Annotated in this window: 14 protein-coding genes; 1 reads left to right on the top strand and 13 read right to left on the bottom strand. The window is 43.6% G+C overall.

Annotated features, from left to right (window positions below; all coding sequences use genetic code 11):
- Positions 1 to 291: 291 nt before the first annotated feature.
- The 13 genes from recG to nrdR all read right to left on the bottom strand — a co-directional run bounded on the left by recG (position 292) and on the right by nrdR (position 13,936).
- Positions 292 to 2,307: an ATP-dependent DNA helicase RecG gene (gene recG / locus D8801_RS05775; RefSeq protein ID WP_125848497.1), complete on the bottom strand. Its 2,016-nt coding sequence runs from the start codon at positions 2,305 to 2,307 to the stop codon at positions 292 to 294.
- Positions 2,308 to 2,327: 20 nt separating this feature from the next.
- A complete protein-coding gene (alr, locus tag D8801_RS05770) occupies positions 2,328 to 3,431 on the bottom strand; it encodes an alanine racemase (protein WP_125848495.1) in 1,104 nt (367 codons plus the stop codon).
- Entirely contained in the window at positions 3,421 to 3,783 is a 363-nt protein-coding gene (acpS, locus tag D8801_RS05765; protein ID WP_221761548.1) for a holo-ACP synthase, read from the bottom strand. Before acpS ends, alr begins: the two co-directional genes overlap by 11 nt.
- Before the next feature lie 45 nt (positions 3,784 to 3,828).
- Positions 3,829 to 4,860 (bottom strand): 3-deoxy-7-phosphoheptulonate synthase, encoded by a 1,032-nt coding sequence (locus D8801_RS05760; protein ID WP_000864036.1) that lies wholly within the window; start codon positions 4,858 to 4,860, stop codon positions 3,829 to 3,831.
- A 1-nt stretch (position 4,861) separates the two neighbouring features.
- A complete protein-coding gene (locus D8801_RS05755; protein WP_125848491.1) occupies positions 4,862 to 5,893 on the bottom strand; it encodes a 3-deoxy-7-phosphoheptulonate synthase in 1,032 nt (343 codons plus the stop codon).
- Positions 5,894 to 5,972: 79 nt separating this feature from the next.
- Positions 5,973 to 8,486 carry a preprotein translocase subunit SecA gene (gene secA, locus D8801_RS05750; protein ID WP_125848489.1) on the bottom strand — a complete coding sequence of 838 codons (2,514 nt, stop codon included), beginning with the start codon at positions 8,484 to 8,486 and terminating at the stop codon, positions 5,973 to 5,975.
- Positions 8,487 to 8,646: 160 nt separating this feature from the next.
- The gene (locus tag D8801_RS05745) at positions 8,647 to 8,937 is read right to left on the bottom strand and encodes a hypothetical protein (RefSeq protein WP_125844362.1); all 291 of its coding nucleotides are present in this window, start codon (positions 8,935 to 8,937) and stop codon (positions 8,647 to 8,649) included.
- Between the two features lie 18 nt (positions 8,938 to 8,955).
- Positions 8,956 to 9,294 carry a hypothetical protein gene (locus tag D8801_RS09935; protein WP_125848487.1) on the bottom strand — a complete coding sequence of 113 codons (339 nt, stop codon included), beginning with the start codon at positions 9,292 to 9,294 and terminating at the stop codon, positions 8,956 to 8,958.
- 73 nt (positions 9,295 to 9,367) lie between these two features.
- Positions 9,368 to 10,678, bottom strand: coding sequence for a ribosome biogenesis GTPase Der (gene der / locus D8801_RS05735; protein ID WP_125848485.1), 1,311 nt, complete (start codon positions 10,676 to 10,678; stop codon positions 9,368 to 9,370).
- A 13-nt stretch (positions 10,679 to 10,691) separates the two neighbouring features.
- Positions 10,692 to 11,405 carry an NADPH-dependent oxidoreductase gene (locus tag D8801_RS05730; RefSeq protein ID WP_125848483.1) on the bottom strand — a complete coding sequence of 238 codons (714 nt, stop codon included), beginning with the start codon at positions 11,403 to 11,405 and terminating at the stop codon, positions 10,692 to 10,694.
- A complete protein-coding gene (gene dnaI, locus D8801_RS05725; RefSeq protein WP_125848481.1) occupies positions 11,402 to 12,298 on the bottom strand; it encodes a primosomal protein DnaI in 897 nt (298 codons plus the stop codon). The genes D8801_RS05730 and dnaI overlap by 4 nt, the downstream gene beginning before the upstream one ends.
- Positions 12,299 to 13,462: a DnaD domain protein gene (locus tag D8801_RS05720; protein WP_125848479.1), complete on the bottom strand. Its 1,164-nt coding sequence runs from the start codon at positions 13,460 to 13,462 to the stop codon at positions 12,299 to 12,301.
- Positions 13,463 to 13,936: a transcriptional regulator NrdR gene (gene nrdR / locus D8801_RS05715; RefSeq protein WP_001203678.1), complete on the bottom strand. Its 474-nt coding sequence runs from the start codon at positions 13,934 to 13,936 to the stop codon at positions 13,463 to 13,465.
- 140 nt (positions 13,937 to 14,076) lie between these two features.
- On the opposite strand from nrdR, the gene D8801_RS05710 reads away from it, so the two are divergent.
- Complete coding sequence (locus tag D8801_RS05710; RefSeq protein WP_125848477.1) at positions 14,077 to 14,442, top strand: GntR family transcriptional regulator; 366 nt, start codon at positions 14,077 to 14,079, stop codon at positions 14,440 to 14,442.
- The last annotated feature ends 1 nt before the right edge of the window (position 14,443 follow it).

The raw sequence follows: 14,443 nt of genomic DNA, 5'->3' as shown, positions 1-14,443 counted from the left end.
CTATCATAACTCTAGCATATCTAGGAAGGCAATGCAAGAAAGAATGCTAAATAGAAAGTGATTTTAGATTCTCTTTCCTCAAACCTATCGTCTGAAAGTAGTTTTAAAAATAAAAAGAGCGTTTCCGCTCTCTGTGTATCAATAGGTGCTAGCTCCTTTCTCTAGTTTGACGGTTTGGAATTTCTTTTGGTAGGTTACTTTAATAGTCATGTGAGAGTCCTCATTTCTTTTTGATGACTCTAGTATAAGACCCAAACCTAAAAGCTAGCTTATAGATTTCTTAGAAAAGGCTTAATCCAGATGTTCTCTCTTTTCTAGGTGGAGAGCAATCATGCGCCATTCTGGATCCTCTTGCCAGCCTTCTATCGAACTAATGTAGCTGGCAACCTTTCTGGCTTCTTCTAAAATCGGAAAATCTTCGATAATATCAGCCACTTGAAACTCTGGAAGTCCTGACTGTCTGGTTCCAAAAATCTCACCAGAACCACGCATTTTCAAATCTTCCTCCGCAAGGACAAATCCATTGGTGGTTTCTGTCATGATGCGCATGCGATCTTTCCCAGAATCCGTCTTGGGATTGGCAACGAGAACAGCGTAGGACTGCTTGTCCCCCCGACCAACACGACCTCTGAGCTGGTGAAGCTGGCTGAGACCGAACCGATCGGCATCCATGATAATCATGACGGTCGCATTGGGAACATTGACCCCAACCTCGATAACCGTCGTCGAAACCAGAATATCCGTTTTTCTCTCTTTAAAATCCTGCATAATCTGGTCTTTTTCATCACTCTTCATTTTACCATGTAGAAGAGCTACTTCGGCCTTACCTGTAAAATGAGCTGTCAACTCCTCAGATAAGGCAATGGCATTTTTCAGATCCAGAGCTTCTGATTCTTCAATCAAGGGAGAGATGACATAGGCTTGAGAACCTTTTTGGATTTCCCCCTCTAACCAAGTCAGCACCTGAGGTAGTTGCTCATGTTTGATCCAACGTGTCACAATGGGTTTCCGACCCGCTGGCATCTGGTCAATAATGGAAACATCCATATCTCCAAAGGCTGTGATAGCCAAGGTTCGTGGAATGGGCGTCGCCGTCATCATGAGAACGTCAGGATTATCCCCTTTTTCTCGTAAAATACGCCTTTGCCCCACACCAAAACGGTGCTGCTCATCGATGATAATCAAACCAAGACGTGCATAATCAACCCCATCTTGTATCAGAGCATGAGTCCCGATAATCAAATCGGCCTCACCCTTTGCTATGGTCTCCAAGACTTCTCTTTTTTCTGCAGCTTTCAAGGATCCTGTCAAGAGAGCCAGTTTCAAGTCTGGAAAGAGACTCTGTAAACTTTCAAAGTGTTGCTCAGCTAGGATTTCGGTCGGTACCATGAGGGCCGCTTGGTAGCCAGCCGTCACTGCAGCAAACATGACCAAGCCAGCGACTACCGTTTTCCCGCTCCCTACATCTCCTTGCAGGAGACGATTCATGTGGTGGTCGGACTTCATATCAGTTAAAATTTCCTGCAAACTCTTTTCCTGAGCTTGAGTCAGAGCGAAAGGTAGACATTCCTTGACAGCCGTTACTTTTTCCTGAGACCAGTTCAGAACCAGACCGCTTCCCTGAACTCTATTTTCAGACTTGAGCGTCTGCAACTGCATTTGGAAGTAAAAGAGTTCCTCAAACTTGATCCGACGAAGTGCCTGCTTGTATTCTGCTAGATCCTTAGGAAAATGCATGGCACGAACGGCCTGACAACGGGACATGAGTTTGTATTTGTCCAGCAAAGACTGGGGAAGATTTTCCTCTATCAAGAGGTCCAACCCCTGATCAAAGGCTGTCTTAATGACCTTGACCAGCCCTGGCTGGCTGATTCCTTGAGCCAGACGATAGACGGGCTGGAGGTCGTCCTCCACCTGAGCCAGAACCTTCATCCCAGTCAGACTGGCCTTAGCACGGTCCCATTTCCCAAAGACAGCAAGGGTTGCTCCTAACTCTATCTTATCAGCTAGATAGGGTTGGTTAAAGAAATTCACCGCAAAAACGACTTCTCCCTGCTTGAGGCTAAAGCGCAGACGATTGCGCTTGAAACCATAATACTGGACACTGGCAGGAGTTACGACTTGACCAGAAAGAACCGCCTTTTCGCCATCTTCCAGATCTAGGACCTGCTTGGTCTTGAAATCTTCATAACGGAAAGGAAAGTAGAGCAAGAGGTCTTGCAAGTTTTCGATTCCTATTTTAGCGTACTTCTCTGCTGACTTTGGTCCCACACCAGGCAAGACATGCAAGGGTTGATGTAGATTCATGCTCCACTCCTTTCTTAGTTTTAATCATATTCTCTCGGAATGCGATCGCTGAGGAGACAAACCACCTCATAGTTAATAGTCCCACGGTAGACTGCTACCTGAGTAGCTGTGATTTCCTTATCTCCGTCGGAGCCAATCAGGGTTACTTTTGTCCCTAGCGGATAAACCTTAGGCAATCGAATAGTGATTTGGTCCATCGAAACCCTGCCGACGATTGGGCAAGCTTGTCCATCTACTAAGACAGAGAAATTCTGCATGTCTCGTGTCCAACCATCCGCATAGCCGATTGGCACCGTCGCAATGACTTGCTCTCTATCCGCCTGATAGGTCGCCCCATAGCCCATGAAAGCTCCAGCTGGAACTGTTTTGACATGAACAAGGGCAGATTGCAAGGTCAAGACTGGTGTCAAGTCATAAGGCAAGTCCAAGACCTCTCCGCTGGGATTCAGGCCATACATAGCGTCTCCCATACGGACTGCATTGAAAATAGTCTCTGCATGCCAAAGAGTCGTGGCAGAATTGCTGGCATGTACTAGCTCTGGCACTTCCTTCATACTTGACAGAATGATTTTAAATCGTTCCAACTGGCCATTAAAGTAGGTATCTGATACTTCATCTGCAGTCGCAAAATGGGTAAAAATTCCCTCAACGCGAGCACCCTTTTGCTTGAGCAAGTCTTGAGCCTCTTCAGCATCGCCAGCATCTCTAAAACCAATCCGTCCCATTCCTGAGTCAATCTTGAGGTGAACAGTCAAGCCAGTTAAATCTGCTTCCGTGTCTAACAGCGCTTGAATCCACTCCAACCCTGCCACTGTCAAGGTGATGTCGTATTCTTTAGCTAGGGAAACAGCTTCTAGCTCAGAAACTCCTAAGATGAGGATTTTCTTGTTTATACCTGCTTGACGCAACTCAATAGCTTCATCAATATTAGAAACACAAAAGCCGTCGACATCATCTTGAATCGCCTTGGCAACAGCTACCGCCCCATGTCCATAGGCATTGGCCTTGACCACTGCCCACTTGAGCGTTCCTTCAGGGATATGAGCCCCCATTTGCTGAATATTTTGTCGAATGGCTCCCAGATGAATCAGAGCCTTGGTTGGTCTATGTGGACTAGCTTTCATGATTTTCCTCCAAAATGACACTGGCTGTCACAAACTGATCTGTATGGCTGATCGACAGCCAAATCTTCCCTGAAAATGGCGCCTGACTAAAATAGGGAGCTCCTCGTTCATTGTTCAAAACTTCCAAATCCTGAAAGGTCAGTTTACCAATACCAGTTCCCAGAGCCTTGGAAAAGGCTTCCTTAGCCGACCAACGACCTGCCAAATATTCGATTTGTCTGCGCCCTTTGAGACTGGTAAAGCGCTCCATTTCCTTAGTTGTTAGCACCCGCTTGGTAAAGCCTGTGTGCCGTGTAACTGCGCCTTCTATCGAAGCCAATTCTTCGATGTCAATTCCATGTCCAACTATCATTTTCATCAAAAGGAGTTGAGATTCCCCCAACTCCATCCTTTTCACTTATTTTGTTAAGGTAGTATAAATTTCGTCTACCAAGGCCACTGTATTTTCCCAACCTAGACAAGGGTCAGTTATGGAGCAACCAAAGACCTCTGGTTGATTTTGGCGACCGTCTGCTAGGTAAGACTCAATCATAAAGCCTCGAACCGTCTTTTTAATCTTTTCATTCCAGTCACGATTCAGCAAGGCTTGACGAACAATGCGAATTTGTTCCATATACTGCTTGCCAGAATTGTCATGATTGGTATCGATGATAATGAAGGGATTTTCAAGTCCCATGGTCTCATAACGATTGATGGCATTTAAGAGGGTTTCATAGTAGAAATTGGGTTCGTTTTTTCCATATTCATTCATGGCTCCACGAAGGATAACGTGGGCCAAGGGATTTCCTGAAGTCTCCACTTCTTGGCCATGGTAAAGGAAGGTTTGCTTGTTTTGAGCTGCATAGATAGCATTAAACATAACTCCAAGGTTCCCAGATGTCGGATTTTTCATCCCAACTGGTGCATCAATCCCAGACGCAACAAAGCGGTGTTCCTGGTCTTCCACTGAACGAGCTCCTACAGCATGGTAACTGACTAAATCATCGACCAAAATGAGATTTGACGGATAGAGCATCTCATCAGCTGTCGTCAAGCCCGTTTCGGTAATCACACGGTAATGGAGCTGACGAACCGCCTGCAAACCATTGATGAGACTAGGAGCCTCGCTAGCATTTGGCTGGTGAATCAAGCCCTTATAGCCATCTCCATTCGTACGAGGTTTGGCTGTATAGACTCGCATGACGATAAAGATTTTATCCGCAACTTTTTTCTGCAAATCAGCTAAACGACGGGCATATTCCAAAACAGCCTCTTCATTGTCTGAAGAGCAAGGCCCCATCACCAAAAGGATTCGATCGTCCTCACCCGAGATGATAGCTGCTAACTCTCGATCTCGCGCTTCCTTATAACGCAAGACTTCAGGTGACAGCTGAGTTGCAGCCTTGATTGCTTCAATATCAATTTCTTGACCTTTTTCGATAAATGCCATCTTATTCTCCTAGCGTTTGGTAAATTTCGCGAACAAGTGCTTCTGTGTTGTCCCATCCTAGACAAGGATCCGTGATGGACTTGCCAAAAACTTCAGGTTCATTTTGACGTCCATCTTCTAGATAGGACTCAATCATGAAACCACGAACATATTTTTTGATCTTCTCATTCCAGTCACGGTTGATCAAGGTCTGACGAACGATACGGATTTGATCCATGTACTGCTTGCCCGAATTGTCATGATTGGTATCGATGATGATAAAGGGATTTTCCAAGCCCATCTTTTCATACTGATCAATGGTATCCATCAAATTGTCATAGTAGTAATTAGGAATATTTTTCCCGTATTCGTTCAATGCTCCGCGAAGAATGGCGTGTGACAATGGATTCCCCGTCGTTTCCACCTCTTTGCCGAGGAAGAGGAAACTCTGTTTATTTTGCGCTGCATAAATCCCGTTAAACATAACATTGAGATTTCCAGATGTTGGATTTTTAAATCCTGTTGAGAAATCTGCTCCGCTCGCTACAAAACGATGCTGTTGATCCTCTACAGAACGAGCTCCAACAGCCATATAAGAAATCAAATCATCCACCAGCGGAAGATTTTCAGGATAAAGCATCTCATCCGCTGTTGTCATACCCGTCTCGGTAATCACACGGTAGTGTAGCTGACGAACAGCCTTGATCCCATTGATCAAGCTAGGAGCTTCTGTCGCATTTGGTTGATGAATCAAGCCCTTATAGCCATCTCCATTGGTACGAGGTTTAGCTGTATAGACACGCATGACCATAAAAATACGATCTTTGACCTCTTCTTGCAAAGCAGATAGACGCTTGGCATACTCGAGAACCGCCTCTTCATTATCAGATGAACATGGTCCAATCACCAAGAGAATACGCTGGTCTTCCCCACGGATAATGGCTTCCAATTCCTGATCACGTTGGTTTTTTCTTTCAAGAGCTGCTCCTTCTAATTTAGACAAGGCACGAACTTCTTCAATGTTAATTTTAGGACTTTTAGCTGTAAATACCATGATTCATCTCCTTATAAAGCAAACGGACACCAAGCAAAAAATGATTTTTACCAGGTATCCGCCTGTATCTTATCTCATATTATTGTCTCTTACCATGACAGTTCTTGAATTTCTTACCTGATCCACATGGACATTGGTCGTTTCGTCCGATTTGGCTCAAGTCCACATCTTTTGGAAGCTGAGTCTGCTGCGCTGCGATATTACGAGTCGCAGTTGTACTGATATTGTGTTCAGTTTGCGGACGTTCTTGTTCGTGGATTTGTGCTTTCATCATCAAGCGGGTCACATCGAATTCAATCGATCCGATCATGTCGTTAAACATGCGGAAACCTTCTGCTTGATATTCTACAACCGGGTTGTTTTGGGCATATCCACGAAGACCAACAGCATTTCGCAACTGATCAAGAGCATCAATATGGTCTGTCCACTTGTTGTCTACAACACGTAAAATCAAGACTTTTTGGAATTCTTTCACTGCATCTTCATCACGAAGTTTAGCAACTTGGCTATCATAAACCTTCAATGCACGTTGATACAGCTCATCTTTGATGGATTGATCTGACAGACCTGCAAGATCTGAGCGGCTGATTGAATCTTCTGGAAGTAGGTTGTACTTAGCAAAGTTCAAGATTGCTTCCAATTTTTCATCTTCTTTTGAACGAGCATGTGCATCTACGATTCGTCCAATGGTACGGCGGATCATAGCATGAATCTCAGGTGCCAAGTCACGGTCGGCAGTAATGACATCATAACGTTGTGCATAGATAATCTCACGTTGTTCACGCATAACGTCGTCGTATTGAAGAACCTGTTTACGTGTATCGTAGTTATTCCCCTCAACACGTTTTTGAGCCGCTTCCACTTGACGCGTTAACATACGGGATTCAATGGCTTCGTCAGACATGTTGAGTCGTTCAAAGATACCTTTCAAACGCTCTGAACCGAAACGTTTCATCAAATCATCTTCAAGAGACAAATAGAATTGCGACTCACCTGGATCTCCTTGACGTCCTGAACGTCCACGAAGCTGATTATCAATCCGGCGGCTCTCATGACGTTCTGTACCAATGACACAAAGTCCACCAAGTTCACGAACTCCTTCGCCAAGCTTGATATCGGTACCACGACCGGCCATATTGGTTGCGATGGTAATCGCACCACGCTGACCAGCATTCATGATGATTTGAGCTTCTCTGTAGTGGTTTTTTGCATTCAAGACTTCGTGAGGAACACCTGCTTCGACCAATTTCTTAGAAAGGAAATCACTCGTTTCAACGGCAACTGTACCTACCAAGACCGGCTGACCCTTTTGATAACGTGCCTTCACATCTTCAACCACGGCCTTGAATTTTGCATCAAGACTTGCATAGAGAAGGTCTGAATGGTCGATACGCTGGATTGGGCGGTTGGTTGGGATTGGGATGACACGAATGTTATAGATTTCACGGAATTCTTCTTCTTCTGTTTTACCAGTACCTGTCATACCTGCCAATTTCTTATACATACGGAAGAGGTTTTGGTAGGTGATAGAAGCTGAAGTCTTAGTTTCGTCTTGGATTGGCACACCTTCCTTGGCTTCAATCGCCTGATGCAAACCATCAGAGTAACGGCGACCTTCCATGGTACGACCTGTAAATTGATCGACGATCAGGATTTCCTGCTCTTCGCTGACCACATAGTCAATATCGAGAATCATGATATAGTTGGCACGGAGGGCATTGTCGATAAAGTGAGTAAGAGCTACATTTTCGATGTCGTAGAGATTTTCCAGTTTGAAATAGCTCTCAGCCTTGTCAATCCCTGAATCAGACAAACCAATAGTCTTAGACTGAATGTCGATGATATAGTTATCTTTGTCCAAAGATTTGACAAAGTGATCCGCCATATGATACAGCTGACTAGTCTCCACAGCATTGGCTCCTGAAACGATCAAAGGAGTACGAGCCTCATCAATCAAGATCGAGTCAACCTCATCAACCAAAGCATAGTTGAGCGGACGCTGTACCATGTTCTCTGCCCGAACAACCATGTTGTCACGAAGGTAGTCAAAACCAATCTCTGAGTTGGTTGAGTAGGTGATATCGCAAAGATAAGCTTCTTTCTTCTCCATTGGTGACTTAGCAGCCAAATTAATCCCTACTGACAAACCAAGCCATGAGTACAATTCACCCATCTCAGTCGCATCACGTTCCGTTAGATACTCGTTGACCGTTACTACGTGAACCCCTTCACCTGCTAGAGCGTTGAGGTACACTGGCATGGTCGCTGTCAAGGTCTTCCCTTCACCAGTACGCATCTCTGGAACGTCACCATGGTGAAGAACAATCCCACCCATGACCTGAACCTTATAAGGGAAAAGTCCAAGGACACGTTTTGCAGCTTCACGAACTACCGCAAAAGCCTCATATAGCAATGAATCAAGTGATTCACCCTTGTTGTATCGTTCTTTAAATTCGTCAGTTTTTGCTTTTAGCTCTTCGTCTGACATTGCAGCCATTTGGCTCTCATAGTTAAGAACCTTGTCTGCCATCTTTTCCAGACGACGAAGTTCTCCTTTATCATTTTCGATAATCGTTTTTAAAATATTAGCCATTATTTTCCTTACTTTAGATTCTGAATATTTTAGAATGTTCTTTTAATTCTAGCACATTTACTCTTAATTTTCAAGAAAGAATCCGCGTTTAAACAGGGAAAAGAGGCTGACTTCTAGGTCAGCCTCTTAGCTTTTTATGGACTACATTTCACACAAAAATTTAATTGCCAAGCAAAGCTGGCAAAATTCCAAAAATCAGGAAAAGATTGATCCAGAAGGCCATGCAAAATAGCACTCCAAAGAGGAAGAGACTCATCTTTTTAGTCAGTACTGAGAAAAAGATTGCCAATACACCAAAGACGACAAAGAGTTTTTTCATGATGAAGAAATAAATCGAAACTCCTCCTATTTGCAGATCCCATGGAAGACAAAAGACCAGCAGCCATAACAAGCAAATCGTAAGAATGTAGGTTTTGTAGTATTGATGAATGAACTGCTTTATTTTGAACATCGGAACCTCCTCTAAACTTTAGCTATTGATGGATGTCCTCGTTTTGTTCTCTTGTTTCAGCTTGAACATTCTCTTTAGACAGGCATATATTTTCCAGTCATTCACAAGAGACAAAAAAACTAAAAGGAACCATATCCCCCACCTTGTTAGATCAGCAGGATTTTTCAAGACAATATTGAAAATTAAAAATGAAAAAATTGTAAAAGCGATACTGAACAAAGCCCACAGAGGGAGATAAATCCAGTAAAAGTAATAAAAGATTGCGAAATATTTACTGTCTTTATCTGCCTTCTCAATCCAATGGAAAAAATAAAAGTAAGGTGACAAAACCAATAGCTGCAATAATCTTTCCATCATGGCTTCCTCCAAGACTGTTTTTATTATATTATATCAAAAAGATCTGGAAAAGACTTTTCCAGATTTTGTTTGTTTACTTCCGTTTTCTTGCGATCAGATGAATCGGGGTTCCTTCAAAGACAAAGGCCTTGCGGATTTGATTTTCTAAGAAACGCAGGTAAGAGAAGTGCATGAGTTCTTCTTCATTGACAAAGATAACAAAGGTTGGTGGTTTGGTTGCTACTTGAGTCGCATAGAAGATTTTGAGGCGTTTTCCTTTGTCTGTCGGTGTTGGATTGATAGCAATGGCATCCATGATGACATCGTTCAAGACAGCTGATGGGATACGTGTGTTTTGACTCTCACTGATTTGCTTGATCATCTCAGGCAGTTTGTGGAGACGTTGCTTGGTCAAAGCTGAAACAAAGACAATCGGTGCGTAAGGCAGGTATTGGAACTGCTCACGAATATCTTCTTCCCATTTCTTCATGGTATGGTTGTCTTTCTCAAGGGTATCCCACTTGTTGACCACGATAATCATTCCTTTACCCGCTTCGTGGGCAAAACCTGCGATACGCTTGTCATACTCACGGATACCTTCTTCGGCATTGAGGACCATCAAGACCACGTCAGAACGGTCAATGGCACGCATGGCGCGCATGACAGAGTATTTCTCCGTATTTTCGTAGACTTTACCAGACTTACGCATACCAGCCGTATCAATCATGGTAAACTCTTGGCCATCCGCATCTGTAAAATGGGTATCAATGGCATCACGCGTTGTACCAGCTACTGGGCTAGCAATCACGCGGTCTTCTCCCAAAATGGCGTTGATCAAACTTGATTTCCCAACGTTAGGACGGCCAATCAAGCTAAATTTAATGACATCTGGATTTTCTTCTTCGACTTCATGTGGTAGATTTTCCACGATGGCATCCAGCACATCACCGGTACCGATACCGTGGACAGACGAAATTGGCAACGGTTCGCCCAAGCCTAGTGCATAGAAATCAAAAATATCATTTCGCATTTCAGGGTTGTCAACCTTGTTAACGGCAAGGATAACAGGTTTATTGGTTTTATAGAGTTTGCGAGCCACATACTCATCTGCATCCGTGATTCCTTCTTTACCAGACACCACAAAAACGATAACATCTGCTTCTTCCATAGCAATTTCTGCCTGGTGCTTGATTTGCTCCATGAAGGGAGCATCGACATCGTCAATCCCTCCCGTATCAATCATACTAAAGGAACGATTGAGCCACTCACCCGTTGCATAGATACGGTCACGTGTCACACCCTCGACATCTTCTACGATAGAGATTCGCTCACCAGCGATCCGATTAAATAGGGTTGATTTCCCAACATTGGGACGTCCCACAATGGCAATAGTTGGTAAGACCATGTTTTCTCACTTTCTACAATAACTTTTTCTGTTCTAGATTCTTCCGAGTTGAACTAGGTTCGGCTTGACCAAACTGCTCTGCCAAACGCTGACTCCAAGAGGTCGTCGTACGCGCACCAGCATAGTCTGCCTGTACTTGGTCATAGTCCAAAATCGCTTCAACTGGCTGTTCTTGGTATTCTTCTTCAAATACCACTTGGTTCAAAGGTAGTCTTGGTTTGACCTCATGTTGTTGATTTGGCACGCCAAGGGCAATCCCAAAAACAGGGTAGGTATAGTCAGGCAGGTTAAAAAGCACTGCAACTTCTTCTGACTTATAACGGACCAAACCGATAATAACACCACCATATCCCAGACTCTCAGCCGCAAGCAAGGTATTTTGGCCAGCAAGCGCAGCGTCCACAGATGTGATGAGGAGACCTTCCACTCCTTGAGGTTGGAAAGTGTCCGTATGGAGACGAGCTCCTTTTTCTGCACGGTTTAGGTCACCAACAAAGAGCAAAAAGGCAGCTGACTGGCGAATGGCTTCCTGCGGAACCAATTCATATAAGGCATCTTTTTTCTCTTGACTACGTACAAGAATCACAGAGTAGGATTGGAAATTTTTCCAAGATGACGCCATTTGTCCAGCAGTTAAAATCTCATCCAAGTCTGCCTGAGGAATTTCTTGCTCCTTAAAGCGACGAACAGAAGTATGAGCTTTCATCAGTTTAATGGTTTCTGTCATCGGCGATTTTCTCCTTCTAGTCTTGTCTCCTCAGCCAAATAACGAATTCGTTCCATAACTCGTCTAGCTTCCCAAGTCTCATCATTTCCATTCTTTCCTTTGGCAAAATGGTTTTCCAAATCTTGGAAATTAAAGTTGGAAGTAAAGAAGGTCGGCAAATCTTCCTGCATGCGATACTGGAGAATAACTTGGAGAATCTCATCACGCACCCAAGGAGTCGACTGCTCAGCACCAATATCATCCAAGATCAATACTTCTGCTAACTTGATGTCATCCACCAAGGTCTTCACAGATCCTTCACCGATGGCATTTTTCACATCAATGACAAAACTTGGATAGTGGAGAATGGTTGTTGAAGCACCACGTTTTTCAGATAGGTCATGTGCAAGGGCCGCCATCATGAAACTCTTACCAACACCAAAATCTCCATAAAGATAGAGACCTTTTCGGATGCTTGGGTAAAGATCGACAAAGGCATAGAGTCTCTCAAAAATCGGTAAACGACCTAGATCATCTAGGTCAATCTGAGCCAATTTTGCTTTCTTGAGACTTGCTGGTAGATTGATCAACTTGAGGCGATTCTTTATAGCCGCCTCTTTTTCAGCCGCGATTAGTTCTGGTGTTTCTTCATAAGATACATCTGCATAGCCGTGATTCATGACCAAGATAGGCTTGTAGCCACGCGCTATATAGTCCGCATCCCCACGAAGAAACTTGTCCCGTTCCGTGATATATTGGTTGAACTTGGAGATACTTCGATTTAACTCCTCTGGGCTGAGGGATTCTTTCTGGATAAAAGCCGCTACATCTGGGTCCTTCATGATCTGCTGGACTAGGTCCTGATACTGAAAACGACTTGTCTGACGTTTGATAACGTCACCCACACTTTCCATCTAGTCTCCTCCTTCTTCTAATCGAGCTAACATTTCTTGTTTTTTGCGTTCTAGTTCCAGACGAGTTTCCTCACTGGTTTGATTTTTGTATTCTGGATTGCTCCACTTGGGAACATTTGTCTTAGTCGAACTATTTTTCGATTTTTGGTCTTCCTGGCCTTTTTGCTGACGTTCTCGAATCCGAAGCACAGCCTCTTCTGCTGTTCGAATTTTTTGGTAAGCATAGTCATTTGCGACCTTCATGGCATATTTTTCATTGACATTAGCCGAATCAACCTTGTTAAAGGTTAGAAGTAAGACGATATTGATGACTTCATCCAACAAACCTAAAGATGCCATCTGGTGAAGGAGTGCTCGTTCGCTCTGGGTGATGTTCCCCTTACGCGTTTGCTTGATTTCCGCTAGAAACTGAAGGGGAGTTTTGTTTTTAGCTTCCCTGATAACGGTCATTTCTTTGGGGCTAAAGTCAGAAGAAACCTGCTTTTGTGCTATCTTTTCACGCATGCGTTTGACTGAAATGACCTGAGCTACAGCTGTCGCCTTAGCTAATTGATAGGTTTCAAACCAGGTCCATTTTTTTTCATCTGCAATGGCAAACAATTCCAGAACATCCGCCTGCTCGTTTTCAAAACGCAAACCATCTCGAGCCATCAGCCGCTGAAAATGCTCTAAATCAAAATCATTTTTTAACTTGCTTTTTGACTCGATTGCAGTCACTTCTTCAGTCAGGTTTGGAAAAACTTGGCTCAAGGAAACAGAAAGTTCTTCTCCCTCACTTGGAACCTGCTTCATAGTAGAAACAGCTGTATCACCTATCTTTTTCTCCAACAGTCTGCTATAGACAGAATGACTTAGAAAATCCTGACTGGAAAGGGGAGAATGAAGCTGCAATTCATAGGTTTCTCCCTTCTGATAAAGGGTCAACAAATCCAAAGCAGATAAAATTTTAAAGGATTGGAGCAAGGTCGGCATGCCGAAGTTTAAGTGGTTGAGGATATGGGAAAAGAGATGCTCCTTTTGCCCTCCATCCCAAAAGGTAATGGCATATAGATAGAGGCTCAGCGCCTCCTGACCGATAATCGGGAGGTAACACTGCACCAGGGAAGAGGTATCTTGTGACACCCGATTATTCTTTAGAAAAGAAAAACGGTCATTTGGCTTCATCTATTTTTCCTTTTTCTTTTTAGAGGACTGGGTGATTTGCTGGAGCAGGCTCTCCAACTCACTCACATCCTTAAAGCTACGGTAAACACTGGCAAAACGAACATAGGTAATCTCATCAAGCTCTGCCAATTCTTCCATGACTAAAGAGCCAATATATTCACTTTGGATCTCATTCTCACTGCGACTACGGAGTTTTTGCTCAATACGATTGACCACCATGTTGATTTCATCACTCGAAACAGGGCGCTTCTGGGCTGAGCGGATAATCCCATTAAAGATTTTATCTCTCGAAAACTGCTCTCGCGTACCGTCTTTTTTGACGACAACCAATGTTCTTTCTTCTACTCGTTCATAGGTTGTAAAACGATGCTGACACTCGTCGCACTCACGTCTTCGGCGGATGGTATTTCCTTCTTCGGCTTGTCGACTATCAACAACACTAGACTTGGTAGCCCCACATTTTGGACAACGCATGCATTTCCCTCCTTGTCGTTTTCTTTTCATTATACCATTTTTTGAGCAATTCCCAAAACAATTCTTATTTTTACTTGACAAGTTTTTTGTTTTATTGTATTATTTAATTAGAACAATAAAGAAAAAGAAAGGAGACTATGATGTCCTGGTCATTTGATAATACAAAACCGATTTATTTGCAGATTATGGAAAAAATCAAATTACAGATTGTTTCCCATGAACTGGAACCCAACCAACAGCTCCCAACCGTAAGGGAACTAGCGAGCGAGGCTGGGGTCAATCCCAATACCATTCAGCGCGCCTTGTCTGATCTTGAGCGCGAGGGCTTCGTTTATAGCAAGCGGACTACTGGTCGTTTTGTCACTGAGGACTTAGATCTCATCGTTCAGTCCCGCAAACAGCATTCTGAGGAGCAACTGAAAAACTTTGTAACGGGCATGCTTCAATTCGGCTATCAAAAAGAAGAACTGCCAAGTGTGCTTAGCGAATACATCAAAGGAGTGTAAA

Origin of the sequence: Streptococcus oralis (assembly GCF_003943415.1) — a bacterium.
Taxonomy (GTDB): Bacteria; Bacillota; Bacilli; order Lactobacillales; family Streptococcaceae; genus Streptococcus; species Streptococcus oralis_BJ.
Note: the sequence above shows the minus strand (reverse complement) of the source record. Positions and strands in the feature narration are given on the sequence as shown.

Bases quoted from the DNA above. Each gene is read 5' to 3' on its own strand.
- recG (WP_125848497.1), bottom strand. From the start codon at position 2,307: ATGAATCTACATCAACCCTTGCATGTCTTGCCTGGTGTGGGACCAAAG.
- alr (WP_125848495.1), bottom strand. From the start codon at position 3,431: ATGAAAGCTAGTCCACATAGACCAACCAAGGCTCTGATTCATCTGGGA.
- acpS (WP_221761548.1), bottom strand. From the start codon at position 3,783: ATGATAGTTGGACATGGAATTGACATCGAAGAATTGGCTTCGATAGAA.
- D8801_RS05760 (WP_000864036.1), bottom strand. From the start codon at position 4,860: ATGGCATTTATCGAAAAAGGTCAAGAAATTGATATTGAAGCAATCAAG.
- D8801_RS05755 (WP_125848491.1), bottom strand. From the start codon at position 5,893: ATGGTATTTACAGCTAAAAGTCCTAAAATTAACATTGAAGAAGTTCGT.
- secA (WP_125848489.1), bottom strand. From the start codon at position 8,486: ATGGCTAATATTTTAAAAACGATTATCGAAAATGATAAAGGAGAACTT.
- D8801_RS05745 (WP_125844362.1), bottom strand. From the start codon at position 8,937: ATGTTCAAAATAAAGCAGTTCATTCATCAATACTACAAAACCTACATT.
- D8801_RS09935 (WP_125848487.1), bottom strand. From the start codon at position 9,294: ATGATGGAAAGATTATTGCAGCTATTGGTTTTGTCACCTTACTTTTAT.
- der (WP_125848485.1), bottom strand. From the start codon at position 10,678: ATGGTCTTACCAACTATTGCCATTGTGGGACGTCCCAATGTTGGGAAA.
- D8801_RS05730 (WP_125848483.1), bottom strand. From the start codon at position 11,405: ATGACAGAAACCATTAAACTGATGAAAGCTCATACTTCTGTTCGTCGC.
- dnaI (WP_125848481.1), bottom strand. From the start codon at position 12,298: ATGGAAAGTGTGGGTGACGTTATCAAACGTCAGACAAGTCGTTTTCAG.
- D8801_RS05720 (WP_125848479.1), bottom strand. From the start codon at position 13,462: ATGAAGCCAAATGACCGTTTTTCTTTTCTAAAGAATAATCGGGTGTCA.
- nrdR (WP_001203678.1), bottom strand. From the start codon at position 13,936: ATGCGTTGTCCAAAATGTGGGGCTACCAAGTCTAGTGTTGTTGATAGT.
- D8801_RS05710 (WP_125848477.1), top strand. From the start codon at position 14,077: ATGTCCTGGTCATTTGATAATACAAAACCGATTTATTTGCAGATTATG.